Annotated in this window: 26 protein-coding genes; 22 read left to right on the top strand and 4 right to left on the bottom strand. The window is 61.0% G+C overall.

Annotation, left to right across the window (positions count from 1 at the left end; genetic code table 11):
• Positions 1 to 86: 86 nt before the first annotated feature.
• The 17 genes from fabD to HU731_RS08560 all read left to right on the top strand — a co-directional run bounded on the left by fabD (position 87) and on the right by HU731_RS08560 (position 16,282).
• A complete protein-coding gene (gene fabD, locus HU731_RS08640; protein ID WP_003189272.1) occupies positions 87 to 1,025 on the top strand; it encodes an ACP S-malonyltransferase in 939 nt (312 codons plus the stop codon).
• Between the two features lie 24 nt (positions 1,026 to 1,049).
• Complete coding sequence (fabG, locus tag HU731_RS08635; protein WP_003189275.1) at positions 1,050 to 1,793, top strand: 3-oxoacyl-ACP reductase FabG; 744 nt, start codon at positions 1,050 to 1,052, stop codon at positions 1,791 to 1,793.
• A 191-nt stretch (positions 1,794 to 1,984) separates the two neighbouring features.
• Positions 1,985 to 2,221 (top strand): acyl carrier protein, encoded by a 237-nt coding sequence (acpP, locus tag HU731_RS08630; protein ID WP_003175607.1) that lies wholly within the window; start codon positions 1,985 to 1,987, stop codon positions 2,219 to 2,221.
• A gap of 111 nt (positions 2,222 to 2,332) precedes the next feature.
• The gene (fabF, locus tag HU731_RS08625; protein WP_186608932.1) at positions 2,333 to 3,577 is read left to right on the top strand and encodes a beta-ketoacyl-ACP synthase II; all 1,245 of its coding nucleotides are present in this window, start codon (positions 2,333 to 2,335) and stop codon (positions 3,575 to 3,577) included.
• The gene (gene pabC / locus HU731_RS08620; protein WP_186608934.1) at positions 3,577 to 4,392 is read left to right on the top strand and encodes an aminodeoxychorismate lyase; all 816 of its coding nucleotides are present in this window, start codon (positions 3,577 to 3,579) and stop codon (positions 4,390 to 4,392) included. Before fabF ends, pabC begins: the two co-directional genes overlap by 1 nt.
• Before the next feature lies 1 nt (position 4,393).
• Positions 4,394 to 5,530, top strand: coding sequence for an endolytic transglycosylase MltG (gene mltG, locus HU731_RS08615; protein ID WP_186608936.1), 1,137 nt, complete (start codon positions 4,394 to 4,396; stop codon positions 5,528 to 5,530).
• A 19-nt stretch (positions 5,531 to 5,549) separates the two neighbouring features.
• On the top strand, positions 5,550 to 6,182 hold the full coding sequence (gene tmk, locus HU731_RS08610) for a dTMP kinase (RefSeq protein ID WP_186608938.1): 633 nt from the start codon (positions 5,550 to 5,552) through the stop codon (positions 6,180 to 6,182).
• The gene (locus tag HU731_RS08605; RefSeq protein ID WP_032893125.1) at positions 6,175 to 7,164 is read left to right on the top strand and encodes a DNA polymerase III subunit delta'; all 990 of its coding nucleotides are present in this window, start codon (positions 6,175 to 6,177) and stop codon (positions 7,162 to 7,164) included. Before tmk ends, HU731_RS08605 begins: the two co-directional genes overlap by 8 nt.
• A 62-nt stretch (positions 7,165 to 7,226) precedes the next feature.
• Positions 7,227 to 8,012 carry a TatD family hydrolase gene (locus HU731_RS08600; RefSeq protein WP_003189285.1) on the top strand — a complete coding sequence of 262 codons (786 nt, stop codon included), beginning with the start codon at positions 7,227 to 7,229 and terminating at the stop codon, positions 8,010 to 8,012.
• A gap of 443 nt (positions 8,013 to 8,455) precedes the next feature.
• Complete coding sequence (locus tag HU731_RS08595; RefSeq protein ID WP_186608940.1) at positions 8,456 to 9,121, top strand: TetR/AcrR family transcriptional regulator; 666 nt, start codon at positions 8,456 to 8,458, stop codon at positions 9,119 to 9,121.
• Positions 9,122 to 9,260: 139 nt separating this feature from the next.
• Positions 9,261 to 10,229, top strand: coding sequence for a GTP 3',8-cyclase MoaA (locus tag HU731_RS08590; RefSeq protein ID WP_161905704.1), 969 nt, complete (start codon positions 9,261 to 9,263; stop codon positions 10,227 to 10,229).
• Between the two features lie 515 nt (positions 10,230 to 10,744).
• Entirely contained in the window at positions 10,745 to 11,350 is a 606-nt protein-coding gene (locus HU731_RS08585) for a DUF4823 domain-containing protein (RefSeq protein WP_186608942.1), read from the top strand.
• A 16-nt stretch (positions 11,351 to 11,366) separates the two neighbouring features.
• Complete coding sequence (locus HU731_RS08580) at positions 11,367 to 11,927, top strand: DUF1285 domain-containing protein (protein ID WP_186608946.1); 561 nt, start codon at positions 11,367 to 11,369, stop codon at positions 11,925 to 11,927.
• Between the two features lie 70 nt (positions 11,928 to 11,997).
• A complete protein-coding gene (locus HU731_RS08575; protein WP_098950626.1) occupies positions 11,998 to 12,711 on the top strand; it encodes a GntR family transcriptional regulator in 714 nt (237 codons plus the stop codon).
• Entirely contained in the window at positions 12,708 to 13,709 is a 1,002-nt protein-coding gene (locus HU731_RS08570; protein WP_186608948.1) for an ADP-ribosylglycohydrolase family protein, read from the top strand. The genes HU731_RS08575 and HU731_RS08570 overlap by 4 nt, the downstream gene beginning before the upstream one ends.
• Positions 13,710 to 13,911: 202 nt before the next feature.
• Positions 13,912 to 15,378: a purine-cytosine permease family protein gene (locus tag HU731_RS08565; RefSeq protein ID WP_186608950.1), complete on the top strand. Its 1,467-nt coding sequence runs from the start codon at positions 13,912 to 13,914 to the stop codon at positions 15,376 to 15,378.
• Positions 15,371 to 16,282 (top strand): PfkB family carbohydrate kinase, encoded by a 912-nt coding sequence (locus HU731_RS08560; RefSeq protein WP_186608952.1) that lies wholly within the window; start codon positions 15,371 to 15,373, stop codon positions 16,280 to 16,282. The genes HU731_RS08565 and HU731_RS08560 overlap by 8 nt, the downstream gene beginning before the upstream one ends.
• A 117-nt stretch (positions 16,283 to 16,399) precedes the next feature.
• Here the strand turns inward: HU731_RS08560 and HU731_RS08555 are convergent, their stop codons facing one another.
• The 4 genes from HU731_RS08555 to HU731_RS08540 form a co-directional block, all read right to left on the bottom strand.
• On the bottom strand, positions 16,400 to 16,780 hold the full coding sequence (locus HU731_RS08555; protein ID WP_186608953.1) for a Rho termination factor N-terminal domain-containing protein: 381 nt from the start codon (positions 16,778 to 16,780) through the stop codon (positions 16,400 to 16,402).
• 48 nt (positions 16,781 to 16,828) lie between these two features.
• Positions 16,829 to 17,095 carry a hypothetical protein gene (locus HU731_RS08550; RefSeq protein WP_032895690.1) on the bottom strand — a complete coding sequence of 89 codons (267 nt, stop codon included), beginning with the start codon at positions 17,093 to 17,095 and terminating at the stop codon, positions 16,829 to 16,831.
• A 51-nt stretch (positions 17,096 to 17,146) separates the two neighbouring features.
• A complete protein-coding gene (locus tag HU731_RS08545; RefSeq protein WP_186608954.1) occupies positions 17,147 to 17,485 on the bottom strand; it encodes a hypothetical protein in 339 nt (112 codons plus the stop codon).
• Between the two features lie 85 nt (positions 17,486 to 17,570).
• Complete coding sequence (locus HU731_RS08540) at positions 17,571 to 18,767, bottom strand: MFS transporter (protein ID WP_098950631.1); 1,197 nt, start codon at positions 18,765 to 18,767, stop codon at positions 17,571 to 17,573.
• A gap of 188 nt (positions 18,768 to 18,955) precedes the next feature.
• On the opposite strand from HU731_RS08540, the gene HU731_RS08535 reads away from it, so the two are divergent.
• From HU731_RS08535 to araH, 5 genes are all read left to right on the top strand, one after another.
• Positions 18,956 to 19,435 carry a GNAT family N-acetyltransferase gene (locus HU731_RS08535; RefSeq protein ID WP_010208407.1) on the top strand — a complete coding sequence of 160 codons (480 nt, stop codon included), beginning with the start codon at positions 18,956 to 18,958 and terminating at the stop codon, positions 19,433 to 19,435.
• A 237-nt stretch (positions 19,436 to 19,672) separates the two neighbouring features.
• Positions 19,673 to 20,494: an SDR family oxidoreductase gene (locus HU731_RS08530; RefSeq protein WP_186608955.1), complete on the top strand. Its 822-nt coding sequence runs from the start codon at positions 19,673 to 19,675 to the stop codon at positions 20,492 to 20,494.
• Positions 20,495 to 20,526: 32 nt separating this feature from the next.
• The gene (locus HU731_RS08525) at positions 20,527 to 21,507 is read left to right on the top strand and encodes a substrate-binding domain-containing protein (protein WP_186608956.1); all 981 of its coding nucleotides are present in this window, start codon (positions 20,527 to 20,529) and stop codon (positions 21,505 to 21,507) included.
• Entirely contained in the window at positions 21,504 to 23,003 is a 1,500-nt protein-coding gene (gene araG / locus HU731_RS08520) for an L-arabinose ABC transporter ATP-binding protein AraG (RefSeq protein WP_217894834.1), read from the top strand. Before HU731_RS08525 ends, araG begins: the two co-directional genes overlap by 4 nt.
• A 22-nt stretch (positions 23,004 to 23,025) precedes the next feature.
• Complete coding sequence (araH, locus tag HU731_RS08515; RefSeq protein ID WP_034126745.1) at positions 23,026 to 23,991, top strand: L-arabinose ABC transporter permease AraH; 966 nt, start codon at positions 23,026 to 23,028, stop codon at positions 23,989 to 23,991.
• The last annotated feature ends 172 nt before the right edge of the window (positions 23,992 to 24,163 follow it).

Below are 24,163 nucleotides of genomic sequence, written 5' to 3'. Positions count from 1 at the left end.
CAATTGACCATCCAATCTGTCAGTTTCGTTCGCGCCCACCGTAGGCGCGAGCATTTTTGACGACCAGATCATTAGGGGCTTGTTACATGTCTACATCCCTCGCATTCGTCTTTCCAGGGCAGGGTTCGCAGTCCCTCGGCATGTTGGCCGAGCTGGGCGCGCAATTTCCGCTGATCCTGGACACCTTCAAGGAAGCTTCCGACGCCCTGGGTTACGACCTATGGGCTCTGACCCAGCAAGGGCCGGAAGCACTGCTCAACCAAACCGATAAAACCCAGCCGGCCATCCTGACCGCCTCGATCGCCCTGTGGCGCTTGTGGCTGGCAGAAGGCGGCGCACGCCCTGCCTTCGTCGCGGGTCACAGCCTGGGCGAATACAGCGCCCTGGTAGCCGCGGGCAGCCTGACCTTGGCTGAAGCGGTCAAGCTGGTCGAGCGTCGTGGTCAGCTGATGCAAGAAGCCGTTCCGGCCGGGCAGGGCGGCATGGCCGCTATCCTGGGCCTGGACGACGCGGTGGTGATCGAGGCCTGCGCCGAAGCGGCGCAAGGCGAAGTGGTCAGCGCGGTGAACTTCAACTCCCCAGGCCAGGTGGTCATCGCCGGCGCCAAGGCGGCTGTCGAGCGCGCCATCGAAGGTTGCAAGGCCCGTGGCGCCAAGCGTGCCCTGCCATTGCCGGTGAGCGTACCGTCCCACTGCGAACTGATGCGCCCGGCTGCCGAGCGTTTTGCCGAGTCTATCGCGGCCATCAACTGGCAGGCGCCGCAGATCCCGCTGGTGCAGAACGTCAGCGCGGCCGTGGCCGCCGACCTCGACACCCTCAAGCGCGACCTGCTGGAGCAACTGTACAAGCCAGTGCGCTGGGTTGAGTCGGTCCAGACCCTGGCCGCCAACGGTGCCACTGAACTGGTCGAGTGCGGCCCGGGTAAAGTCCTGGCCGGCTTGAACAAGCGCTGCGCCGACGGTGTGTCGACCGCCAACCTCAATACCCCTGAAGCCTTCGCTGCCGCTCGCGCGGCACTGGCCTGAATCCCGTACTTAGGAGAAGCCTGCATGAGTCTGCAAGGTAAAGTTGCACTGGTTACCGGCGCAAGCCGTGGCATTGGCCAGGCCATCGCCCTGGAGCTGGGCCGTCAGGGCGCCGTTGTGATCGGCACTGCCACCTCCGCCTCGGGCGCCGAGCGTATCGCCGCGACCCTTAAGGAAAACGGCGTGCAAGGCACCGGTCTTGAGCTGAATGTGACCAGCGATGAATCCGTGGCTGCCGTACTGGCCCAGATCACTGCCCAGTTCGGTGCGCCGGCTATCCTGGTGAATAACGCCGGGATCACCCGTGACAACCTGATGATGCGCATGAAAGACGACGAGTGGTACGACGTGGTCGATACCAACCTGAACAGTCTGTTTCGCCTGTCCAAGGGCGTTTTGCGTGGCATGACCAAGGCGCGTTGGGGCCGAATTATCAATATTGGCTCCGTAGTGGGTGCCATGGGCAACGCAGGCCAAGTAAACTATGCCTCTGCCAAGGCCGGCCTGGAAGGTTTCAGCCGTGCACTGGCGCGTGAAGTCGGCTCGCGGTCGATTACGGTCAACTCGGTGGCCCCAGGGTTCATCGACACCGATATGACCCGCGAACTGCCGGAAGCACAGCGCGAAGCCTTGCTGACGCAGATTCCGCTGGGCCGTCTGGGCCAGGCCCAAGAGATCGCGAATGTGGTCACTTTCCTGGCATCCGACGGTGCGGCATACGTGACTGGGGCTACAATCCCGGTTAACGGCGGGATGTACATGAGTTAAATTGTGACGGATCGCTTCAAAAAAATGTCATACGAGCTGTCTAAAATCCGTTATAAAGCTGCAACTTAATTTATAGGCAGGTGGCCGACCGGGTACAGGGTGAAGCTTTCAGTTGAAAAGCTGAAATGGCTTTCTATACACTTACCCACTGGCCAGCTGCCTGAATTTGTCCATTAGGAGTTAAACAAGGTATGAGCACCATCGAAGAGCGCGTCAAGAAAATCGTCGCCGAGCAACTGGGCGTTAAGGAAGAAGAAGTGGTCAACACTGCTTCCTTCGTAGAAGACCTGGGTGCCGATTCCCTTGACACCGTTGAGCTGGTGATGGCTCTGGAAGAGGAATTCGAGACCGAAATCCCGGACGAAGAAGCTGAAAAAATCACTACTGTTCAAGCTGCCATCGACTACGTTACTAGCCACCAGGCGTAATAGTTTGTAGTCGTCGCTTGCTGTCAGGGAAAAACCGCACTGCTGTAACGGCGTGCGGTTTTTTCTTTAGCGGCGATGAAAAAGTGTCGTCATTAGAAAAAGGAGAGTGCTGTGTCGCGTAGACGCGTCGTAGTCACCGGTATGGGTATGTTGTCGCCACTGGGTACGGATGTGCCGAGCAGTTGGCAGGGCATTCTGGCTGGCCGCAGTGGTATTGGTCTGATCGAACACACGGACCTTTCTGCCTATTCCACCCGTTTTGGCGGCTCGGTAAAGGGCTTCAATGTCGAGGAATATCTCTCGATCAAAGAGTCCCGCAAGCTCGACCTGTTCATTCAGTACGGCCTGGCTGCCGGTTTTCAGGCAGTGCGTAACGCCGGCCTGGAAGTCACCGACGCCAACCGTGACCGCATCGGCGTGGCCATGGGTTCGGGTATTGGCGGTCTGACCAATATCGAAGAAACCAGCCGCACGCTGCATGAGACTGGCCCACGTCGAATTTCACCGTTCTTCGTACCGGGCTCGATCATCAATATGATTTCCGGCTTTCTGTCCATCCATCTGGGGGCACAGGGGCCTAACTACGCGATTTCAACGGCGTGCACCACCGGCACCCATTGCATTGGCATGGCGGCGCGCAACATTGCCTACGACGAAGCCGATGTGATGATCGCTGGCGGCGCCGAAATGGCCGCGTGCGGCCTGGGCATGGGCGGCTTCGGCGCGTCCCGTGCGCTGTCGACCCGCAACGACGAGCCGACCCGTGCCAGCCGTCCGTGGGACAAAGGCCGTGACGGCTTCGTGCTGTCCGACGGTGCCGGTGCGCTGGTGCTCGAAGAGTTGGAGCACGCCAAGGCGCGTGGCGCTACCATCTACGCCGAACTGATCGGTTTTGGCATGAGCGGTGACGCCTACCACATGACCTCACCGCCGGCCGACGGAGCGGGTGCTGCGCGTTGCATCACCAATGCCCTGCGCGATGCGAAGGTCAACCCCGACCAGGTGCAGTACATCAACGCCCATGGCACTTCGACCCCGACCGGCGACCTGGCGGAAGCCGAGGCCATCAAGTCGGTGTTCGGCGAGCATGCCTACAAGCTGGCGGTCAGCTCCACCAAGTCCATGACCGGCCACCTGTTGGGTGCGGCGGGCGCGGTCGAGGCGATCTTCAGTGTGATGGCAATCAGGGATCAGGTCGCTCCGCCGACTATCAACCTTGATGAGCCGGACGAAGGCTGCGACCTGAACTTCGTGCCCCACGAAGCGCAGCCCATGCCGATCGACGTGGCGATTTCCAACTCGTTCGGTTTCGGTGGCACCAACGGTTCCCTGGTGTTCCGCCGGTTCGCCGAGTGATGCACAGCTGGGTCGACGGTCAGCCAGCGGACAACGTGCCCCTGAAAGATCGCGGCCTGGCGTATGGCGATGGGGTGTTCGAGACCATCGCCGTCAAGGCCGGGCAGCCGTTGCTGCTCGACCGTCACCTGCAACGCCTGGAAGAGGGTTGCAGGCGTTTGGCATTGGTGGCGGATCACGGGTTGATTCGCCACGAAGTGCTGAGCTTCGCCGCCGCCCTTGGCGACGGTATTCTCAAATTGATCCTCACCCGTGGCGACAGCTTGCGCGGTTATGGCATCAACCCTGGCGCGCCCGTGCGCCGCATCTTGCAGGGCAGTGCGCCCGCTGCTTATCCCCTTGCCCATGAAGTCGACGGCGTGCGCCTGTTTGCGTGTGCCACGCGTTTGGCGCAGCAGCCGCTGCTGGCCGGTATCAAGCACCTCAATCGCCTGGAGCAGGTGATCGCGCGTGCCGAATGGCAAGATGCCGAACATGCCGAAGGCCTGATGCTGGACATGTCTGGTCGGGTGATCGAAGGCATATTCAGTAACCTTTTCCTCGTGCGCAACGGCTTGTTACTAACCGCTGATCTGACTCGTTGTGGCGTTGCGGGCGTGATGCGCGCCGAAGTGCTGGCCCAGGCACAAGCGCTGGGCATCCCGGTGGCCGTGGCCGACATCAGTGTTGAGCAATTGCAACAGGCCGATGAGGTCTTCGTTTGCAACAGCGTATATGGCATTTGGCCGGTGCGTGGCTGTGCTGCGATGAGCTGGTCGGTTGGGCCACTCACCCGTAAACTGCAGGGCATTGTTCGCGCGCTATTGGATATTTGAGTTGATACGAAAACTGGTGTTACTGCTGCAGATCAGCCTGGTCTCGGCAGCCTTGCTCGTGGGCTTTTCTGCCTGGAAACTCGACTCTGCCCTCAAGCAGCCCCTGAAGCTGCCTCAGGAGCAGTTGCTCGACGTACCCGCTGGCGCGACGCCGACGGGCACCTTCAATCGTCTGGAAGCCGATGGCGTGCTCGACGATGCCTTTTGGCTGCGCCTGTACTGGCGCTTCAACCTCGAAGGCCAGCCGCTGCACAGCGGCGAGTACCGCATGAGCCCGGGCCTTACCGCCGAGGGTTTGATCGGCCTGTGGCAGCGTGGCGAAGTGGTGCAGTACAGCCTGACCTTGGTGGAGGGCTGGAATTTCCGTCAGGTGCGCACCGCCCTGGCCAAGCATGAAAAGATCGTGCAGACCCTGGCGGGCCTGACGGACAGCGAAGTGATGGATAAGCTCGGCCACCCAGGTGTGTTTCCTGAAGGGCGGTTCTTCCCCGACACCTACCGTTTTGTCCGCGGCATGACCGATGTCGAATTCCTGAAAAAAGCCTACAACCGCCTGGACGATGTACTCGCCCAGGAGTGGAGCAAGCGTGCCGCCGACGCGCCCTACACCGACCCTTACCAGGCGTTGATCATGGCGTCCCTGGTGGAAAAGGAGACCGGTGTGCCCCAGGAGCGCGGGCAGATTGCCGGTGTGTTTGTGCGTCGCCTGAAGATCGGCATGTTGCTGCAGACCGACCCCACTGTGATCTACGGCCTGGGTGAGCGCTACAACGGTAAATTGACCCGTGCCCACCTCAAGGAAGCCAACCCCTACAACACCTACATGGTCGCCGGCCTGCCGCCTACGCCCATCGCGATGGTCGGCCGCGAGGCGATCCATGCCGCGCTGAACCCGGTGCCGGGCAGCAGCCTGTATTTCGTCGCCCGTGGCGATGGCAGCCATATATTCTCGGATAACCTGGATGCGCATAATGCTGCCGTGCGGGAGTTCCAGCTCAAGCGCCGTGCCGATTACCGTTCCAGCCCGGCGCCGGTGGTGAAACCGCTGGAAGATTCGGCACCTTCCAGCGATGCACCTGCCCCCGACGCACCGACCCAGCCCGCGCCGGACACTACCGCGCCGCAAAGCCCGCAATGACTCTGACTAAGGACTGCCTGTGACTGGCTTGTTTATTACCCTGGAAGGCCCGGAAGGCGCCGGTAAAAGCACTAACCGTGACTACCTGGCCGAGCGCCTGCGTGCGCAGGGCATCGAGGTGGTGCTGACCCGTGAGCCGGGCGGTACGCCGTTGGCCGAGCGCATCCGTGAAGTGCTGTTGGCCCCGGGTGACGAGCCGATGAACGCGGACACCGAGTTGCTCCTGGTGTTCGCCGCCCGTGCCCAGCACCTGGCCGAAGTGATTCGCCCGGCCCTGGCGCGGGGTGCCGTGGTGATCTGCGACCGGTTTACCGATTCCACCTACGCCTATCAGGGCGGGGGCCGGGGGTTGTCCCTGGAGCGTATCGCCACCCTGGAAACTTTCGTGCAAGGCGATCTGCGCCCCGACCTGACCCTGTTGTTCGACCTGCCGGTGGAAGTGGGCATGGCCCGCGCCAGTGCGCGGGGCCGCCTGGACCGTTTCGAGCTGGAAGGCCAGGCCTTTTTTGATGCGGTGCGCAGTGCTTTCCTGCAGCGCGCCAAGGCTGAGCCCGCACGTTATTACCTGTTGGACGCCGCCCAGCCGCTGAACCAGGTGCAGCAGGCTATCGACGCGCTGTTGCCCGCCCTGTTGGAGCGTAGCCGTGGCTGAGTCCTACCCTTGGCAGGACGGCCTCTGGCAGCAACTGGCGGGGCGCGCACAGCACGCCCACGCCTATCTGCTGCATGGGCCGGTGGGCATCGGTAAGCGCCATCTAGCCGAACGCCTGATGGGCAGCCTGTTGTGCCAACGCCCGGTCAATCTGGAGGCGTGTGGCGAGTGCAAGTCCTGCCTGTTGCTCAAGGCTGGCAGTCACCCGGACAACTATGTGCTGGAACCCGAGGAAGCGGACAAGGCCATCAAGGTCGACCAGGTGCGCGACCTGGTCAGCTTCGTGGTGCAGACCGCGCAGATGGGCGGGCGCAAAGTGGTGCTGATCGAGCCGGTCGAGGCGATGAACATCAACGCGGCCAACGCCTTGCTCAAAAGCCTTGAAGAGCCGTCCGGCGATACCGTGCTGTTGCTGGTGAGCCACCAATCCAGCCGCTTGTTGCCGACCATTCGCAGCCGTTGCGTGCAGCAGGCTTGCCCGTTGCCCAGCGAGGCCATGAGCCTGCAATGGCTGGCGCAGGCCTTGCCCGAATGCAGCGCAGAAGAGCGTGGCGAGTTGCTGACCCTGGCGGCCGGTTCGCCCTTGGCGGCGGTGAAGCTGCAGGCCCAGGGCGTGCGCGAACAGCGTGCACTGGTCGTGGATGGCGTGAAGAAGCTGCTCAAGCAGGAACTGTCCGCCACGCAACTGGCCGAAAGCGCCTGGAAGGACATTCCGCTGTTGCTGCTGTTCGACTGGTTCTGCGACTGGTCCAGCCTGATCCTGCGCTATCAGCTTACCCAGGATGAGAGCGGCCTGGGCCTGGCGGATATGCGCAAGGTCGTGCAATACCTGGCGCAAAAAAGTGCCCAGGACAAAGTGCTGAACATCCAGGACTGGATCCTCGCCCAGCGCCAGAAAGTCCTCGGCAAGGCCAACCTCAACCGCGTGCTGTTGCTCGAGGCATTGCTGGTGCAGTGGGTAGGCCTGCTCGGGCGCCGTTAAATTCCGTGGCCGACGGGTGTATCGTTGGCCCTACCTCTTTTGTGACTTAAGCCCTGATTCCTATGCTCGTAGATTCCCATTGCCACCTTGATCGCCTCGACCTTGCCCAGCACGGCGGCTCCCTCGACGCCGCCCTTGAAGCGGCCCGCCAGCGTGGGGTAGGGCACTTCCTGTGCATTGGCGTCAGCGCCGATAACGCCGCCGACGTCAAAGCCCTGGCTGATCGCTACGCCGACGTCGATTGCTCGGTGGGCATCCACCCGCTGGACCTCAAGCCTGGCGAAGCCCCGGCGCTCGATTGGTTACTGGGTGAACTCAACCACCCGCGGGTCGTGGCCATTGGCGAAACCGGCCTGGACTACCACTACGAGCCTGAAGCTGCCGAGTTGCAGCAGGCCTCGTTCCGCCTGCACCTGCAAGCCGCCCAGCAGACGCGCAAGCCGGTGATCGTCCACACCCGAGGCGCCCGTGCCGATACCCTGGCCTTGCTGCGTGAAGCCGCGTTGCCACAGGCTGGTGTGCTGCATTGCTTTACCGAAGACTGGGACATGGCCAAGGCCGCTCTGGACCTGGGGTTCTATATTTCCCTGTCGGGCATCGTCACCTTCCGCAATGCCGACGCGCTGCGCGATGTGGCCCGTCAGGTGCCCGCCGACCGCCTGCTGGTGGAAACCGACTCGCCGTACCTGGCGCCCATCCCCCATCGCGGCAAGCCGAACCTGCCCGAATATGTGCGTGACGTGGCTGATTACCTGGCGATGCTGCGCGGCGAGCCTTACGAGCGTTTTGCCGAGCAGACCACTGAAAACTTCAAGCGCCTGTTCCCGCTGGCTCACGTAGCCGGTTAAAGCGGCCGAATCGCAGGCAAAAAAAACCCGGGTTCTGGGGGGTGAATCCGGGCTAAGACCATTAGGAGTAAAACAAGGGCACGCAGTCCGTCGGTACCCAGGTCGACGCGTCACTTGGGGGAGATGTCGCGCCGACAGTTGAAGTATTGACCACTATCCCATTCAGTCCAGTCGTGATTGATCGTTTTTTAAACAGATTTGGAATACGCCGCCTTCGCTTGAGTTCTCATTGCTGATGGGCAGGTTGAGGTGTTGCGTATTATTTCTGACTGATAACCACGAAATCGTTGGCGCATTGAAAGTTATGTGCCTGACGGGTTCACATAGACATTGCCCAACGACCGTTCAGTCGGGATAATCCCTCGCATCGGGTAAATCGTATCGCCACATCTCCATGGCCCTGCGCAACCCTCCCTATTTCCGACCTTTGCAGACTCTTCCTCATGCACAAAGAACCCCGTAAGGTCCGTGAGTTTCGCCGCCGTGAGCAGGAAATTCTCGACACCGCGCTCAAGCTGTTCCTCGAACAAGGTGAAGACAGCGTCACCGTCGAGATGATTGCGGATGCCGTGGGTATCGGCAAAGGCACGATCTACAAACACTTCAAGTCCAAGGCCGAAATCTACCTGCGCCTGATGCTCGACTACGAGCGCGATTTGAACGAGTTGCTGCACTCGGCGGATGTCGACAAAGACAAGGAAGCCCTGTCCCGCGCTTACTTCGAGTTCCGCATGCGTGACCCGCAGCGCTACCGCCTGTTCGACCGCCTGGAAGAAAAGGTGGTCAAAGGTCACCAAGTGCCAGAAATGGTCGAGGAACTGCACAAGATCCGCGCCTCGAACTTCGAACGCCTGACCCTGCTGATCAAGGGCCGTATCAGCGAGGGCAAGCTAGAAGACGTGCCACCGTATTTTCACTACTGCGCCGCCTGGGCCTTGGTGCATGGCGCCGTGGCGCTGTACCACTCGCCGTTCTGGAGCAATGTGCTGGAAGACCAGGAAGGTTTCTTCCAATTCCTGATGGACATCGGCGTGCGCATGGGCAACAAGCGCAAGCACAGCCCTGAACTGCCGGGCGCTGAGAAGAGCGGCGAAACCCCTGTCACCTAAGTCATTCGCCACAGTGATGGCGCAATGAATTACTGCCAGGCGCAGTAACCCAGGAATATACTCAGGCAAGGACCTTGCTAAAAGCTGAGTTATGAGTCAGCTTTTAGCGCGCCCGAATTATCCTCTGCCGGAGTGATCCATGATCGTTGATCGTCAAGGCAGGCGTTTTCGCAATTTGCGGATCAGCCTGACTTCAGCCTGCAATTATGCGTGTACCTATTGCGTGCCCGACGGCAAGCGGCTGGTGGCTGCCCAGGATGAACTGTCGGCCCAAGCCATGGCCCGAGGCGTGGCGTACCTGATCGAAGCGGCGGGTATCGAGCGCTTGCGCATTACCGGCGGTGAGCCGCTGGTCAGCCCCAAGCTGGAAGCCTTCATGGGCGCGGTAGGGCAGATGGGCCTGAGCGACATCAGCCTGACCACCAACGGCCAACTGCTGGCGCGCAAACTGCCGTTGCTGGTGGCCGCTGGTATCCGCCGCATCAATGTCTCCCTCGACACGCTGGATGCCGACGCTTTTCGCAGCATCGCCCGTGGCGGCGACCTGGCCACCGTGCTCGATGGCATGGACCAGGCCAGTGCTGCCGGGATCAAGATCAAGGTCAACATGGTGCCGTTGCGCGGCCAGAACCTGGACCAGGTGATGCCGCTGCTCGATTACTGCCTGGAGCGTGGCTACGAGCTGCGCTTTATCGAACTGATGCGCATGGGCCACCTGGCCAAAGACTCCAATGCATTCCTGCAACAGTTCGTCAGCTTGCAACAGTTGCTCAGCTTGATCGGCGAGCAACATGAATACCTGCAAGCCAACGCACCCGTCGATGCGACGGCGGTACGCTACGAAGTGCCGGGCAAAGGCTTCTTTGGTGTGATCGCCAACGAGAGCGTACCGTTCTGCCGTACCTGTTCGCGGTTGCGGTTGTCCTCCACCGGTTGGCTGCATGGGTGCCTGTCGTCCAGCAATCGCCATTATGTCGGTGACTTGCTCGATCAACCGCGTCACCAGGCGTTGCCGGCGTTGCAGGGCTTGTTGATGAAGGCCTTGGCCGACAAGCAGGAAGTGGCGTTCTCCGGCGGTGCCACGATCATGAAGATCATCGGCGGCTAATTCGGTTGCACATCAGTGGTGGAAGCTGGCTTGCCTGCAATTGCTATAGGCCTACACAACTTTGTAGGTCGTAGCAGCCGACGGTAACCACGATGCGAAGCGAGCCGCTCTTGATCTTGTTCTTGATCTGCTTTTGATCTTAGGCGCCCCGTCAAACCACGCTGGCGGATTACGGGCACACCGAGCCTAAGCGAGGTGCCGAGTGGTGGGGCAAGAGCCCTTTGGTTACTTTGGGGCTCTTTTCCAAAGTGACCCGCCGTTGGGGCGGAACCCTAAGTGGCCGTTACCTAAATAACGGATATGTACCCGGTCCAACTGTGTTGACTGCCAGGCCGCCTTCGCGAGCAAGCCCGCTCCCACAGTTGGATCGTGGAGTGTCAGGTAGGTAGGGGGCGGCTGGCAGGCCGTCATCGCAGGCAAACCCCACATTTGTCATGCGCTGCTCGAACTGGCGTAGAACCTGCATCCCACGCCCCATTCGCCGGTTTCCTGTCACCGGCCTCTGGAGGATTAGGATGCGTAGTCTGGTTTTGCTGCTGGCGTCATTGGCCCTGGGCGGTTGCATGACCGTCAGTGATATGGCCGAAGGCACCCGCTATCAGATGAGCGATGCCGGGCTGCTCGACCACAGCGATACGCTGCGTACCGCCTCGGTGCGCATACAGCCGGACTCCTTTGTGTTTATCGCCCAGGGCGCCTTCGTGCCGCCGGGCAGTGCTTACCCGCGGCCCAATGTGGTGGCCGAGGAAGCGTTCAATGGCTTCGTCGAATATTTCCCCATGGTGCGTCGTGCCCGCCAGCCGGAAGGTCTGGAACAGGCCATGGCCGAAGCCCGCGACGCCGGTGCCCACTACCTGCTGTATTGCCGCTTTGCGGCAGCCGATGACCGTATCGGTAACGCCGACGAGTGGACCGACCAACAAGCCCTGGACCGTCTCGGCCTGGACAGCGGCGTGATCCAAGTCATGTTGATCGAGACCAGCACCCAGTATTTGATTGATACTGCACGTATTCGCAGTCGTGGCGGTTTACTGACGTTCCACGACACATCGCCACAAGATTTGATCGCCCGCCCCCTCGCGCAATACGCCCGCGGTTTGCTGGGTATGAGTGATCAGTAAGACAGAGGAGCCCGCCATGACCGATTCCGCCAAGGCCAATGATTTATTGGCCCAACTGCCCAAGGGCAAGGGGCCGGCACCGGTGCATCTGTGGAACCCGGCTTTCTGCGGCAATATCGACATGCGCATCGCCCGCGATGGCACCTGGTTTTATCAGGGCACGCCCATCGGGCGAAAGCCGATGGTCAAGCTGTTCTCCAACATCATCCGCCGCGATGGCGATGATTATTTCCTGGTGACACCCGTGGAAAAGGTCGGCATCCAGGTCGATGATGCGCCCTTTGTCGCCGTGACCCTGGACGTGCAAGGGCAGGGCGAAAGCCAGGTTTTGCGCTTTACCACCAACGTCGATGAACAGGTCGAGGCAGGCCTTGAGCACCCGCTGCGGGTGGTGATCGACCCCGTCTCCCAGGAACCCGCACCCTACGTGCGCGTTCGCACCAATCTTGAAGCCCTGGTGCATCGCAACGCTTTTTACCAGTTGGTGGAGCTGGCCGTGAGCCGTCCGATCAACGGTCAGAACTGGCTTGGCGTCTGGAGCGGCGGGGAGTTTTTCCCCATCGGCCTGGAGCCCTGAGGCGGTTTTTGTCTTCAGCCTGAAATAATCCTCTTGCGGTAAACACGCGCTTTCGGTTATCAATTTGTACATGATTAGACATGTTCGATTTGATAAGAAAAAACGCGTCGTCGACGAGCTCATCCGCCGTATCGAGGGTGGGGTCATGGCCGACGGCTTCCTGTTGCCGGGCGAGCATCAACTGGCCGAGGAATTTGCGGTCAGCCGCGGTACGCTGCGCGAGGCGCTGGCCGAGCTCAAGCGTCGCAACTACATCGCCACGCAGAGCGGTGTCGGCTCGATTGTCACCTTTGACGGCATGGTGTTGGACCAACGCAGCGGTTGGGCCCAGGCCTTGGCCGATACGGGCGCCCAGGTAAGCACCGACATCCTGCGTTTCGAGGCCGTCACGCGCCCGGATCTGTTCAGTCGTTTCGGCACCGACCAGTTCATTACCCTCGACCGCCTCCGGCGCACGGCAGACGGCACAGCGGTGTCCCTGGAACGCTCGCTGATGCCGGCCGTTGGCGACCTGGAAAGCCTGCCGCGCATTGGCCTGATCGATAACTCCTTGACCATCACCCTGGCCGCCTACGGCTACGTAGGGGCCGACGGCGATCAGTGGATCGGTGCCGAACCCCTGAGTGATGAAGACGCCGAGTTACTCGGGCGCCCTAGCGGTACGGTATTTCTCAAGGCGTCACGCACCACCTACGATCGTCGCGAGCGTTTCATGGAACATGTCGAAAGCCTGCTCGACCCGCTGCACTTTCGCCTGCATCTGCAGTTTGGAGCGTCGAAATGACCCGCGAAAATCGCGCGCTGGGCGCCTTTTATGGCCTGGCCCTGGGCGATGCTTTGGGCATGCCCACCCAATCCTTGAGCCGCGAGCAGGTACAAAAGCGCTTCGGCGCCATCACCGCTCTGGAAGACGCCGACGCCGACCAGCCTATCGCGCCGAATATGCCTGCCGGTTCCATCACCGATGACACCGAGCAAGCCATCCTGGTCGCCGAGTTACTGGTGCAAGGCCAGGGCCAGATCGAGCCCACCGTGCTTGCCCAACGCCTGATCGATTGGGAAGCGCAGATGCGCGCCAAGGGCTCCCAGGACTTGCTCGGGCCGTCCACCAAACGCGCGATCGACATGATTCTGGCCGGCCATACCCCGGAAGAATCCGGGCGCTACGGCACCACCAACGGTGCGGCCATGCGCATCACCCCGGTGGGCATCGCCGCCGATGTCAGTGACCCGATGCGGTTTATCCAGGCGGTGATCCAGGCGTGCCAGGTCACCCATAACACCAGCCTGGGCATTTCCAGCGCTGCGGCCGTGGCGGCGGTGGTCTCGGCTGGCATCAATGGCGTGGACCTGGGGGAAGCCCTGAATATAGGAACCCAGATTGCCCGACAGGCCGAAAGCCATGGTCACTGGATAGCGGGCGGACGCATTTCTACCCGCATCAGTTGGGCTCGCACCTTGAGCGTCGGCAGCGGCGATAAAGCGCTGTTTGCCGACCTGCTCTACGAATTGATCGGTACTTCGGTGGCGTCCCAGGAGTCGGTGGTGGTCTCGTTTGCCCTGGCCCAGCAAGTGGCCTCGGGCGACATGAACGCCTTCGAAGCCCTGTGCCTGGCGGCCAGCCTGGGCGGCGACACCGACACCATTGCCGCGATTCTCGGTGCCATGCTGGGGGCGTGCCTGGGCATGCAGTGCTGGCCTGAGGCGTTGGTTGAACAGGTCAAGCGGGTCAATGGCCTGGACTTGCAGCCGCTGGTCCAGGGGTTACTCGCTTTGCGATAAGTCGCCGTTCCCTGTAGGAGCGAGCTTGCTCGCGAGAGCAGCCAGAGCGCCGCTTTTTTCCTGGCGCCCCGCGTTATCGTTGGCCACCTTCGCGAGCAAGCTCGCTCCTACAGTGGGTCTTTGCGTCAGGACGACCCGGTAAGAGGTTTAATTTGCATATCCGCCACAACCACAACAATACAGGCACCAGGAGCACCCTTTCATGAGCAGCCCCTCTTCCGGCCAAAGCGCCGGGCAGTTGGAAACACGCGGCATTGAGCCGGTCCCGGAAAGCGAGTGCAACGGTCATCCGCTGCAATTGTTCTGGGTGTGGTTCGCCGCCAATATCAGCATCCTCGGCTTGCCCCTTGGTGCGACGCTGGTGGCGTTTCGTGGCCTGGCCATCTGGCAGGCGATCATCGTCGCGATCCTCGGCGCCGCGGGCTCCTTTGCCGTGGTGGGCATCATCTCCATCGCCGGCCGCCGTGGTCGCGCGCCCAGCCTGACCTTGTCTCGCGCCATCTTCGGTGTGCGCGGCAATATCGGCCCGACGTTGGTGTCGCTGATGTCGCGCCTGGGCTGGGAAACCGTTAACACCACCACTGCAGCCTTCGTGTTGTTGTCGTTAAGCTCCATCCTGTTCGGCTCGGCAGTGGAGGCCAAGAGCGCGCCGGTGCTCACCCTGATTTTCATCGCCATCTTCGTGCTGCTGACCCTGGCCGTATCGGGCCTGGGCCACGCCACGTTGCTGGTGATCCAGAAGTGGGCCACCTACGTATTCGGCGGCTTGAACATCCTGGTGGGCGGCTTTCTGTGCGCCACCATCGACTGGAGCGCGGTGTTCAATGCCACCCCGGCGCCGTTGAGCGCGATGATCATTGGCGTGGGCACCATGGCTGCCGGTACCGGTATCGGGTGGGCCAACGCCGGTGCAGACATGTCGCGTTACCAGCACCGCAGCGTCAAGGCCGTACGCCTGGTGGCCTCTGCCGCGTTTGGCGCGGGTATCCCACTGGTGCTGTTGATCACCCTCGGCGGCCTGCTGTCGGTAGGCAACAATGACCTGGCATCGGCCACCGACCCCATCATCGCGATCCGCGACATGCTGCCGACCTGGATGGCCGTGCCGTACCTGATCACCGCGTTCGGCGGCCTGTTGCTGTCGAACAACCTGTCGGTGTACTCGGCCGGCCTCACTACCCTGACCCTGGGTTTGAAGGTCAAGCGTGTGCATGCGGTGATTGTCGATATCGTCGCGATCTTTGCCGGCTCCATCTACTTTATGCTGATCGCCGACAGCTTCTATGGCCCGTTCATTACCTTCATTTCGCTGCTGGCGGTGCCGATCACGGCGTGGGTCGGGATCTTCGTGGTCGACTTGATTCACCGGCATTACTACAGCCCCACCGACCTGCTGGACGTCAGCCCCAGCAGTGCCTACTGGTATCGCGGCGGCGTGGAGTGGCGTGCATTTGGCGCCTGGGCTGTAGCCATCGTGCTGGGGTTCAGCTTCACCACCATCGGCACCACCGCCGAAAACATCTGGTTTGCCGGGCCGCTGTCCGACTCCTGGCTGGGCCACAACGGCCTGGGCTGGATCGTAACCTTCCTGGTAGCGGGCGGACTATATGCGGTACTGGGCGGTGCGGCTGACCGTCGTCCTGCTTTAGCAGAGAGCGCCAATGTCTAGATTGCTGCATACCGGCCAGGTCATTGTCGACCTGGTCATGGGCCTCGACACCTTGCCGGCAAGCGGCGGTGATGTGCTGGCCAACTCCGCCAGTTTCCAAGTCGGTGGCGGTTTCAACGTAATGGCTGCGGCGCGGCGCAATGGGTTGCCGGTGGTTTACCTGGGCCGCCATGGCGAGGGGCGCTTTGGTGATCTGGCGCGTGCCGCGATGCAGGCCGAGGGTATTGAAATGGCCTTGGCGGCCAGCGCTGGCAAAGATACCGGCTTGTGCGTGTCGCTGACTGAAGCGAGCACCGAACGCACCTTCATCTCCCATCTTGGCGCCGAGGGTGAGCTGAGCGCCGACGATTTGGCTCAAATCGTCCCGCGTGTCGATGACTACGTATACGTCAGTGGCTACAGCTTGCTGCTTGAAGGTAAGGCGCAGCCGTTGCTTGACTGGCTGCTGGCGCTGCCGCGAGCGATCGTGGTGGTGTTCGACCCAGGCCCGCTGGTCAAGGCGCCGGACTCGGCGTTGATGCGCGCGTTGTTGCCGCGTATCGACATCTGGACCAGCAATGGCCCCGAAGCGTTGGCGTTTACCGGGGCGACGGATATTAATCAGGCGCTGCCCATGCTCAATCAGCACATGCAAGCACTGCAGGTTGTGCGCGACGGACCCAATGGCTGCTGGGTAGGGCGAGGGGCGCAGACCGAGCATGTCCCTGGTTTCAAGGTTCAGGCCGTTGACAGCAATGGCGCGGGGGATGCACATGCTGGCGTATTTATTGCCGGGTTGGCGAATGGCTTGAAACCGGTTGAGGCGGCGCGTCGAGCGAACGCAGCGGCGGCATTGGCGGTAACCCGCTGGGGGCCGGCGACTTCGCCTGGCACTGCTGAGGTCGATGCATTAGTGACGCAATAAACGAGGCCCAAAAATGTGGGAGCGGGCTTGCTCGCGAAGGCGGTGCGTCAGTTGAAGCATGTGCTTACTGATACACCGCCTTCGCGAGCAAGCCCGCTCCCACAATGGGTTCTGCGTTTAGCCTGCTTTTTTCAGCGCTTGGATCAACTCATCTTTACGCATGGTCGAGCGTCCTGAAATATTCTTTTCCCGCGCCTCTTTCATCAAGCTTTCCTTAGTCTGCGTACCCAACGAAGCACGGCTGCTGCGTGGGTGCCCCTCACGGCTGGCAGCGGCGCGCTGGGCCGATTCCTGCCGGTCCTGGGTTTTCTTGGCCGGTGCTTTGCGCCTGCCTGATCCGCCGGCTTTTTCACCGCCGCCGGACTGTTTGTTCACGGTCGCCCAGGCGCGGGCTTCGGCTTCGTCCTTGGGCAACCCCTTATGCTCATAACTGTCTTCGATATGAGCGGCCTTGCGTTTCTGTTCGTCGGTGTATTTGGCTTTGCTTCCACGAGGCATCGCTAAAACTCCTTCTGGCCCCAGTCGCGGGGCCAGGCCAGAAATGGATTACTGAGTACTTTGGGCGTCGAGCTTGCGCGCCTCGTCCACACCAGAGGCGGTGAGCTTGATCGGCAGGTTCAACGCGTATTCGCCGGCGTCGTCGGTGGTCACATGCCCATCCTTGATCAGCCCGCGGTCCTGCAGGAACGCCAAGACACTGGCGACCTCTTTTTCACCGCGGTAATTGTCCAGCACCTCCTTGCCCAAGCCTTGCGGGTGAGCGTGCAGCAGGCGGGTGAGGACTTCTTTTTCAAGGTTTCTATCGACGTTCATGCGTACCTCTTCACGGGGAAATGGTCGGGTGTTGGTCGTAGCAAGGGGGCATCAAGGCGCGGGTTGTTTCTGCGCGCCGGGGATGTTCGAGTCGTCGCCCTTGTTGATCTTCGGCTCATTGTTGCTCGTGCCTGGGCCCATCTTGCCGTTGCCCACGGCCGCCGGTGCCTGGCGCTGGGTGTCGTTGCCTTTGGTGCGTGGGTCAGCGCTGTTGTCGATGATCGCGCCACCGTTGGTGTCCATGCCGGTGCCCATGGATTTTTGCGACTCGGTGGTGGCGTCCGGCGTAGGATCGGTGGGGCCGGTGGTCGAGCTGGCCGCGAAGGCGCTCAGGGACGCGGCAGACAACAGGCCAGTGAGGGCGAGGGCAGCAAAGTTGGAATTTTTCATCAGGGTGTCTCCATATGATTAATGTCCTTACCCTGTATTGGTCTGCCCGCGATTGTTGATCGTGCCGGGAGGGCGACGAACGGTATCAGCTTACCTGTATCACTTTATGTGCCGATACTCGGCGCGCTATCAAGCGTGCCACTGTGATCGCCCAGTTGAGGGCCGCGATCACCAGTACGCTCAGCATCATTGTCGCAAGGCCGAAGTCGACGATGATCTTGCCTGCGAGCCAGGGAAACCCGAAGACGCCGATAAAGTACGCCAGGCTGAACAGCAACAACGCCTGTGAAGTGGTGCCGCTGGGCGCTTCGTTGGCCACCAGGCCGTTGATCACTGAATACGTCAGGCCATACCCGATCCCTAGCGTGGCGGCGGCGAGCACATAACTGAGGTTGCCGCTGACACCAAACGCGAACAGCGCGATCGCGCCGAACATCACCCCCGATAACACACAGGCCGCCTGGTACGCATCGCGCTTGACCACGAAACCGGCGATCAGCAAGCGGCTGGTGATTGCTGCTGTCAGGAAGCCCGCGAAGAACAGTGAATAGTCCAGCTTATGAGCCACGGCATAGCTGGTCTGGAACGAAGACAGCCCCCCGAATACGCAGCCACCCAGGCCGACCATCAGGATGGCGAACGCCGCCTTGGAAGACAGTACGCGGCGGCTTGCACGCCAGGAAATCCTGGAGGTCGGTACATTAGCGTGCTGTCTCAACCGGGAGCCCATGCGCCAGAACATCACCACCCCGGCGAGGCTGGCGAGCCCGGCGATATAGAACGCGGTGGTCAGGGGCAGGTCCAGCGCAGTGGCGGCGCGTCCCAGCAAAGGGCCGGAACCTATGCCGCTCAACATACTGCCCGAGAGCAAGGCGAAATATTTGGCCCGCTGGCGCGGTTCCACTAGCAGCGTCACGATGATTGGGCCCAGGGTATAGAACACGCCCCAGCCCAAGCCAAGGGACAATCCAAACAGCATCAAGCCTTGGCCAAACCCCGGCGTCAGGGCAAACCCCAGGCAGGCCACCACCAACAATAGGCCGGTGCTCGCAATTGCTCGCGCTGCGCCCAGCGCATCAGCCAGGTGCCCGGAAAACACGACCGCCACAAAAGTGCTGAGCATCGCCGTGGCAATGACACTGCCCGCGTCGTGTTCATTACCGCCACGGGCATGGATCAGCAGTGACAATAAGAAGGTCGAGCCGTAAGACAGCGACAACAGGAAACTGGCGAGGCAGAACAGCGCGAATGTCTTGGTGCCCACGGGTGGCGTGGCGTGCATGAGCAGGTCTCTGATCGTTGGATTTAGGCCCATTGTTTACCATGGGCGTGCGCAGGCTTTGTTCTGTGGTTGCCGATGCTTGCATCACCCCGCACCGGAGTGAAACGCGCTCGTCGGCATCAATTGCACTGCAAACGGCAATCAAACCGTCTTAGTATGTGGCCTTTGAATTTGCCCAAGGCTCGCCCATGACCATCGAGATTCGCCCCGCCGTGCCCAGCGATGCTGCGCAGATCCTGACCTTTATCACTGAACTTGCCGAGTACGAGAAAGCCCGGCATGAAGTGATCGCCAGCGTGGTGGATATCGAACGCAGCCTGTTCAGCGAAGGCGCCACGGCCCATGGCCTGATCTGCTTGCGCGACGGCTTGCCGATTGGCTTTGCGGTGTTCTTTTTCAGCTACTCGACGTGGCTGGGCAGCAACTGCCTGTATCTGGAAGACCTGTACATCAACCCGGAACAACGCGGCGGCGGGGCGGGCAAGAAGTTGTTGCGCCACTTGGCCAAGATCGCCTTTGACAATGGTTGCGGGCGCTTTGAATGGAGCGTGCTGGACTGGAACGAGCCCGCGATCGCTTTCTACAAATCCATCGGCGCCCAGCCGCAGGAAGAATGGGTGCGTTATCGCATGGAAGGCGATGCCCTGCGTGACTTCGCCCTGGGCTGAAGCCTCTTTCGTATAGTCACTAAAGATCGAATGTGGGAGCGGGCTTGCTCGCGAATGCGGTGTATCAGTCAGCACATGCTTTAACTGACACACCGCATTCGCGAGCAAGCCCGCTCTCACATTTTTTCAAGCGCTGCCCATTATATGGGACGATAATTTATATATTGAGATATTTCAGGCGATGGGTTTATAGTCGCCAGCATCAGCACTCACTACTAAAAATAAAAAGGTGAAGCGATGCAGGCGCAACCGTTGTCCCTACCCGCTGTGCCCGAGCCGACTTACGGCGAGCGGCTGAAGAACAAGGTGGTGATCATCACCGGCGCCGCCCAAGGCATTGGCGAAGCCATCGTTGCCTGTTTCCAGGCCCAGCAGGCGCGGTTGATCATTGCCGATATACAGGGCGACAAAGTCGAGAAGATCGCCGCCCATTGGCGCGAACGCGGCGCGCAAATTTACGCCCAACCCGTCGATATCACCTCCAAGGATCAATGGCAGGCACTGGTCAACCTGGCCATCGAGCGCTTTGGTCGTGTGGATGTGCTGGTCAACTGTGCCGGCGTCAATGTGTTCCGTGACCCGCTGCAAATGAGCGACGAGGATTGGCGTCGCTGTTTCGCCATCGACCTCGACGGCGCCTGGTACGGCTGCCGGTCGGTGTTGCCGCACATGATCGCGCAGGGCATCGGCAACATCATCAATATCGCGTCCACCCATTCCAGCCACATCATTCCCGGCTGTTTTCCTTACCCTGTCGCCAAGCACGGCCTGCTCGGCCTCACCCGTGCGCTTGGCATCGAGTACGCGCCCAAGGGCATCCGCGTGAATGCCATCGCCCCCGGCTATATCGAAACCCAGCTCAACGTCGATTACTGGAACGGTTTCCCAGACCCCCACGCCGAACGCCAGCGCGCGTTCGACCTGCACCCGCCCAAACGCATTGGCCAGCCCATCGAGGTGGCCATGACGGCTCTGTTCCTGGCGACCGATGAGGCGCCCTTTATCAACGCCACTTGCCTGATGATCGATGGCGGGCGGTCTGTGATGTACCACGACTAAAGCGTTTTTCAATAACAAGAAGGAGGTGGTCCATGTTCAAGCAAACACTCGGTGCCGTGGCACTGGCGATGGCGTTCAGCGGCTGGGTATCGGCTGAAGAAGTGAAGATCGGTTTCCTGGTCAAGCAGGCCGAGGAACCCTGGTTTCAAACGGAGTGGGCATTCGCGGAAAAAGCCGGCAAGGAGCATGGTTTCACCGTGATCAAGATCGCCGTGCCCGATGGCGAAAAGACCCTGTCGGCCATCGACAGCCTGGCCGCCAACGGCGCCAAGGGGTTTGTGATCTGCCCGCCAGACGTGTCTCTGGGCCCGGCCATCGTCGCCAAGGCCAAGGTCAACGGCTTGAAAGTGATGGCCGTGGATGATCGCTTTGTCGATGCCAAGGGCAACTTCATGGAAGAGGTGCCGTACCTGGGCATGGCTGCGTTTGAAGTCGGCCAGAAGCAGGGCGCCGCCATGGCCGCCGAAGCGAAAAAACGTGGTTGGGACTGGAAGGACACCTACGCGGTGATCAACACCTTCAACGAACTCGACACCGGCAAAAAACGCACCGACGGTTCGATCAAATCCCTGGAGGAGGCCGGTATTCCCAAGGATCACATCCTCACCGCTGCGCTGAAAACCCTCGACGTGCCCGGTAGTATGGACGCCACCAACTCGGCGCTGGTCAAGCTGCCGAGCGGGGCGAAGAACCTGATCATCGGCGGCATGAACGACAACACTGTGCTCGGCGGCGTGCGCGCCACTGAGAGCGCCGGCTTCAAGGCCGCCAACGTGATCGGCATCGGCATCAATGGCACCGACGCCATCGGCGAATTGAAGAAAGCCGACAGTGGCTTCTTCGGCTCCATGCTGCCCAGCCCGCATATCGAGGGCTATAACACCGCGCTGGCGATGTACGAGTGGGTCACCACCGGCAAGGAGCCGGCCAAATACACCGCCATGGATGAGGTGACCTTGATCACCCGCGCCAATTTCCAGGAAGAGCTGACCAAGATCGGCCTGTGGAAATGAGCGGCGCGGCCCTGCGTTTCAATGGCATCGGCAAGGAGTTTCCCGGTGTGAAAGCCCTCGCGCAGATCAGCTTTGAAGCGCGGCCGCACTCGGTGCACGCGCTGATGGGCGAGAATGGCGCAGGCAAATCGACCCTGCTGAAAATCCTCGGCGGCGCCTACATTCCGTCCAGCGGTACGGTGCAGATCGGCGCGCAAACCATGGCCTTCAAATGCGCGGCCGACAGCATCGCCAGTGGCGTGGCGGTGATTCACCAAGAGCTGCACCTGGTGCCGGAAATGAGCGTGGCCGAGAACCTCTTTCTCGGGCATTTGCCCACGCGCTTTGGCGTGGTCAACCGGGGCCTGCTGCGCAAGCAGGCCCTGGCCTGCCTTAAAGGGCTGGCCGATGAAATCGACCCCGACGAGAAGCTTGGGCGCCTGTCCCTGGGCCAGCGCCAACTCGTGGAAATCGCCAAGGCACTGTCTCGCGGCGCCAACGTGATTGCCTTTGATGAACCCACCAGCAGTTTATCGGCGCGGGAAATCGACCGCTTGATGGCGATCATCGCGCGTCTGCGCGACGAGGGCAAAGTGGTGCTTTACGTGTCGCACCGCATGGAAGAGGTGTTCCGCATTTGCGATGCGGTGACGGTGTTCAAGGACGGCCGCTATGTGCGCACGTTCGAGGACATGAGCACGCTGACCCACGATCAACTGGTGACTTGCATGGTCGGTCGCGATATCCAGGATATCTACGATTACCGACCGCGTGAGCAGGGCGAAGTGGCGCTCAAGGTCGAGGGCTTGCTCGGCCCCGGCCTGCGTGAACCAGTGAGTTTCCAGGTGCGCAAAGGCGAGATCCTCGGCCTGTTCGGGCTGGTGGGGGCAGGGCGCACGGAGCTGCTACGCCTGCTCAGCGGCCTGGAACGCGCCAGCGCCGGAAGCCTGGCGCTCTGCGGTGAGCCGTTGCAGTTGCGCTCACCCCGCGACGCCATCGCCGCCGGGGTATTGCTGTGCCCGGAAGACCGCAAGAAGGAAGGCATCATCCCGCTGTCCAGCGTGGCGGAAAATATCAACATCAGCGCCCGCAGTGCCCATGCCTCATTCGGTTGGTTGCTGCGCGACGGCTGGGAGAAGGGCAACGCCGAGCGGCAGATCCAGGCCATGAAGGTCAAGACGCCGAACGCCGAGCAGAAAATCCTCTACCTGTCGGGCGGCAATCAGCAGAAAGCCATCCTTGGCCGCTGGCTGTCGATGCCCATGAAGGTGCTGTTACTGGACGAACCCACTCGCGGTATCGATATCGGCGCCAAGTCGGAGATCTACCAGATCATCCATAACCTGGCGGCCAGTGGCATTGCAGTAATCGTGGTGTCCAGCGACCTGATGGAGGTGATGGGCATCTCTGACCGCATCCTGGTGATGAGTGAAGGCGCCTTGACCGGTGAGTTGCCCCGCGCCCAAGCGGATGAAGCGCGCCTGCTGCAACTGGCGCTGCCACAGTCGCGGGCTTGAACAAGAATAAGAGGGTTTGGCTATGTCTGAGGTAAAAACTGCAAAGGGCTTCTGGCCGGGTTTCAATCAGCGCAAATTTCTTGATGACTGGGTGATGCTGTTGGCGGCGCTGGGCATCTTTGTGCTCAGCGCGGTATTTATCGACAACTTCCTGTCGCCGTTGAACATGCGTGGCCTCGGCTTGGCGATTTCCACCGTGGGCATCGCCGCGTGCACCATGCTGTTCTGCCTGGCCTCAGGGCATTTCGACTTGTCGGTGGGTTCGGTGATCGCTTGCGCCGGAGTGGTGGCGGGCATTGTGATGCGCGACACCGACAGCGTGGTACTCGGCGTGTCGGCGGCCTTGGCCATGGGCCTGGTGGTCGGGCTGATCAACGGTATCGTGATTGCCAAGCTGCGCATCAATGCGTTGATTGCCACCCTGGCGACCATGCAGATCGTGCGCGGCCTGGCCTACATCTTCTCCAACGGCAAGGCGGTGGGGGTGATGAATGAAGGGTTCTTCGTGTTCGGCAACGGCCAACTGCTGGGCGTGCCGGTGCCGATCATCATCACCGTGTTGTGCTTTGTGTTCTTTGGCTGGCTGCTCAATTACACCACCTACGGGCGCAACACCATGGCCATTGGCGGCAACCAGGAAGCCGCGTTGCTCGCGGGTGTGAATGTTGACCGCACCAAGATCATCATCTTTGCCGTGCACGGTTTGATCGGCGCCCTGGCCGGGGTGATCCTCGCGTCACGCATGACCTCGGGCCAGCCGATGATTGGCCAGGGGTTCGAGCTGACGGTGATTTCGGCGTGCGTGCTGGGCGGGGTGTCGTTGAGCGGCGGTATCGGCATGATCCGCCATGTGATTGCCGGGGTGTTGATTCTGGCGATCATCGAGAATGCGATGAACCTGAAGAACATCGATACCTTTTACCAATATGTGATTCGTGGCTCGATCCTCTTGCTGGCCGTCATCATCGACCGCATGAAGCAACGCTGATCCGAGTCATTTGCAGATCAAATGTCTGTAGGAGCGAGCTTGCTCGCGAAAAACGTCAACGATAACGCGTGTTTCCTGAATAAACGCGGTGCCTATGGGTTTCTCGCGAGCAAGCTCGCTCCTACTGGTATTAGGGCAAGCCCGCTCCCACACTTGGATCTGCGCTGTATTG

Source organism: Pseudomonas salmasensis (assembly GCF_014268375.2).
GTDB classification, from domain to species: Bacteria; Pseudomonadota; Gammaproteobacteria; order Pseudomonadales; family Pseudomonadaceae; genus Aquipseudomonas; species Aquipseudomonas salmasensis.
Note: the sequence above shows the minus strand (reverse complement) of the source record. Positions and strands in the feature narration are given on the sequence as shown.

Bases quoted from the DNA above. Each gene is read 5' to 3' on its own strand.
- HU731_RS08580 (WP_186608946.1), top strand. From the start codon at position 11,367: ATGACCGATTCCGCCAAGGCCAATGATTTATTGGCCCAACTGCCCAAG.
- HU731_RS08555 (WP_186608953.1), bottom strand. From the start codon at position 16,780: ATGCCTCGTGGAAGCAAAGCCAAATACACCGACGAACAGAAACGCAAG.
- HU731_RS08540 (WP_098950631.1), bottom strand. From the start codon at position 18,767: ATGCACGCCACGCCACCCGTGGGCACCAAGACATTCGCGCTGTTCTGC.
- HU731_RS08550 (WP_032895690.1), bottom strand. From the start codon at position 17,095: ATGAACGTCGATAGAAACCTTGAAAAAGAAGTCCTCACCCGCCTGCTG.
- HU731_RS08530 (WP_186608955.1), top strand. From the start codon at position 19,673: ATGCAGGCGCAACCGTTGTCCCTACCCGCTGTGCCCGAGCCGACTTAC.
- HU731_RS08575 (WP_098950626.1), top strand. From the start codon at position 11,998: ATGATTAGACATGTTCGATTTGATAAGAAAAAACGCGTCGTCGACGAG.
- HU731_RS08585 (WP_186608942.1), top strand. From the start codon at position 10,745: ATGCGTAGTCTGGTTTTGCTGCTGGCGTCATTGGCCCTGGGCGGTTGC.
- HU731_RS08595 (WP_186608940.1), top strand. From the start codon at position 8,456: ATGCACAAAGAACCCCGTAAGGTCCGTGAGTTTCGCCGCCGTGAGCAG.
- HU731_RS08570 (WP_186608948.1), top strand. From the start codon at position 12,708: ATGACCCGCGAAAATCGCGCGCTGGGCGCCTTTTATGGCCTGGCCCTG.
- acpP (WP_003175607.1), top strand. From the start codon at position 1,985: ATGAGCACCATCGAAGAGCGCGTCAAGAAAATCGTCGCCGAGCAACTG.
- HU731_RS08560 (WP_186608952.1), top strand. From the start codon at position 15,371: ATGTCTAGATTGCTGCATACCGGCCAGGTCATTGTCGACCTGGTCATG.
- fabG (WP_003189275.1), top strand. From the start codon at position 1,050: ATGAGTCTGCAAGGTAAAGTTGCACTGGTTACCGGCGCAAGCCGTGGC.
- pabC (WP_186608934.1), top strand. From the start codon at position 3,577: ATGCACAGCTGGGTCGACGGTCAGCCAGCGGACAACGTGCCCCTGAAA.
- HU731_RS08565 (WP_186608950.1), top strand. From the start codon at position 13,912: ATGAGCAGCCCCTCTTCCGGCCAAAGCGCCGGGCAGTTGGAAACACGC.
- HU731_RS08600 (WP_003189285.1), top strand. From the start codon at position 7,227: ATGCTCGTAGATTCCCATTGCCACCTTGATCGCCTCGACCTTGCCCAG.
- HU731_RS08590 (WP_161905704.1), top strand. From the start codon at position 9,261: ATGATCGTTGATCGTCAAGGCAGGCGTTTTCGCAATTTGCGGATCAGC.
- araG (WP_217894834.1), top strand. From the start codon at position 21,504: ATGAGCGGCGCGGCCCTGCGTTTCAATGGCATCGGCAAGGAGTTTCCC.
- araH (WP_034126745.1), top strand. From the start codon at position 23,026: ATGTCTGAGGTAAAAACTGCAAAGGGCTTCTGGCCGGGTTTCAATCAG.
- HU731_RS08535 (WP_010208407.1), top strand. From the start codon at position 18,956: ATGACCATCGAGATTCGCCCCGCCGTGCCCAGCGATGCTGCGCAGATC.
- HU731_RS08525 (WP_186608956.1), top strand. From the start codon at position 20,527: ATGTTCAAGCAAACACTCGGTGCCGTGGCACTGGCGATGGCGTTCAGC.
- fabD (WP_003189272.1), top strand. From the start codon at position 87: ATGTCTACATCCCTCGCATTCGTCTTTCCAGGGCAGGGTTCGCAGTCC.
- HU731_RS08545 (WP_186608954.1), bottom strand. From the start codon at position 17,485: ATGAAAAATTCCAACTTTGCTGCCCTCGCCCTCACTGGCCTGTTGTCT.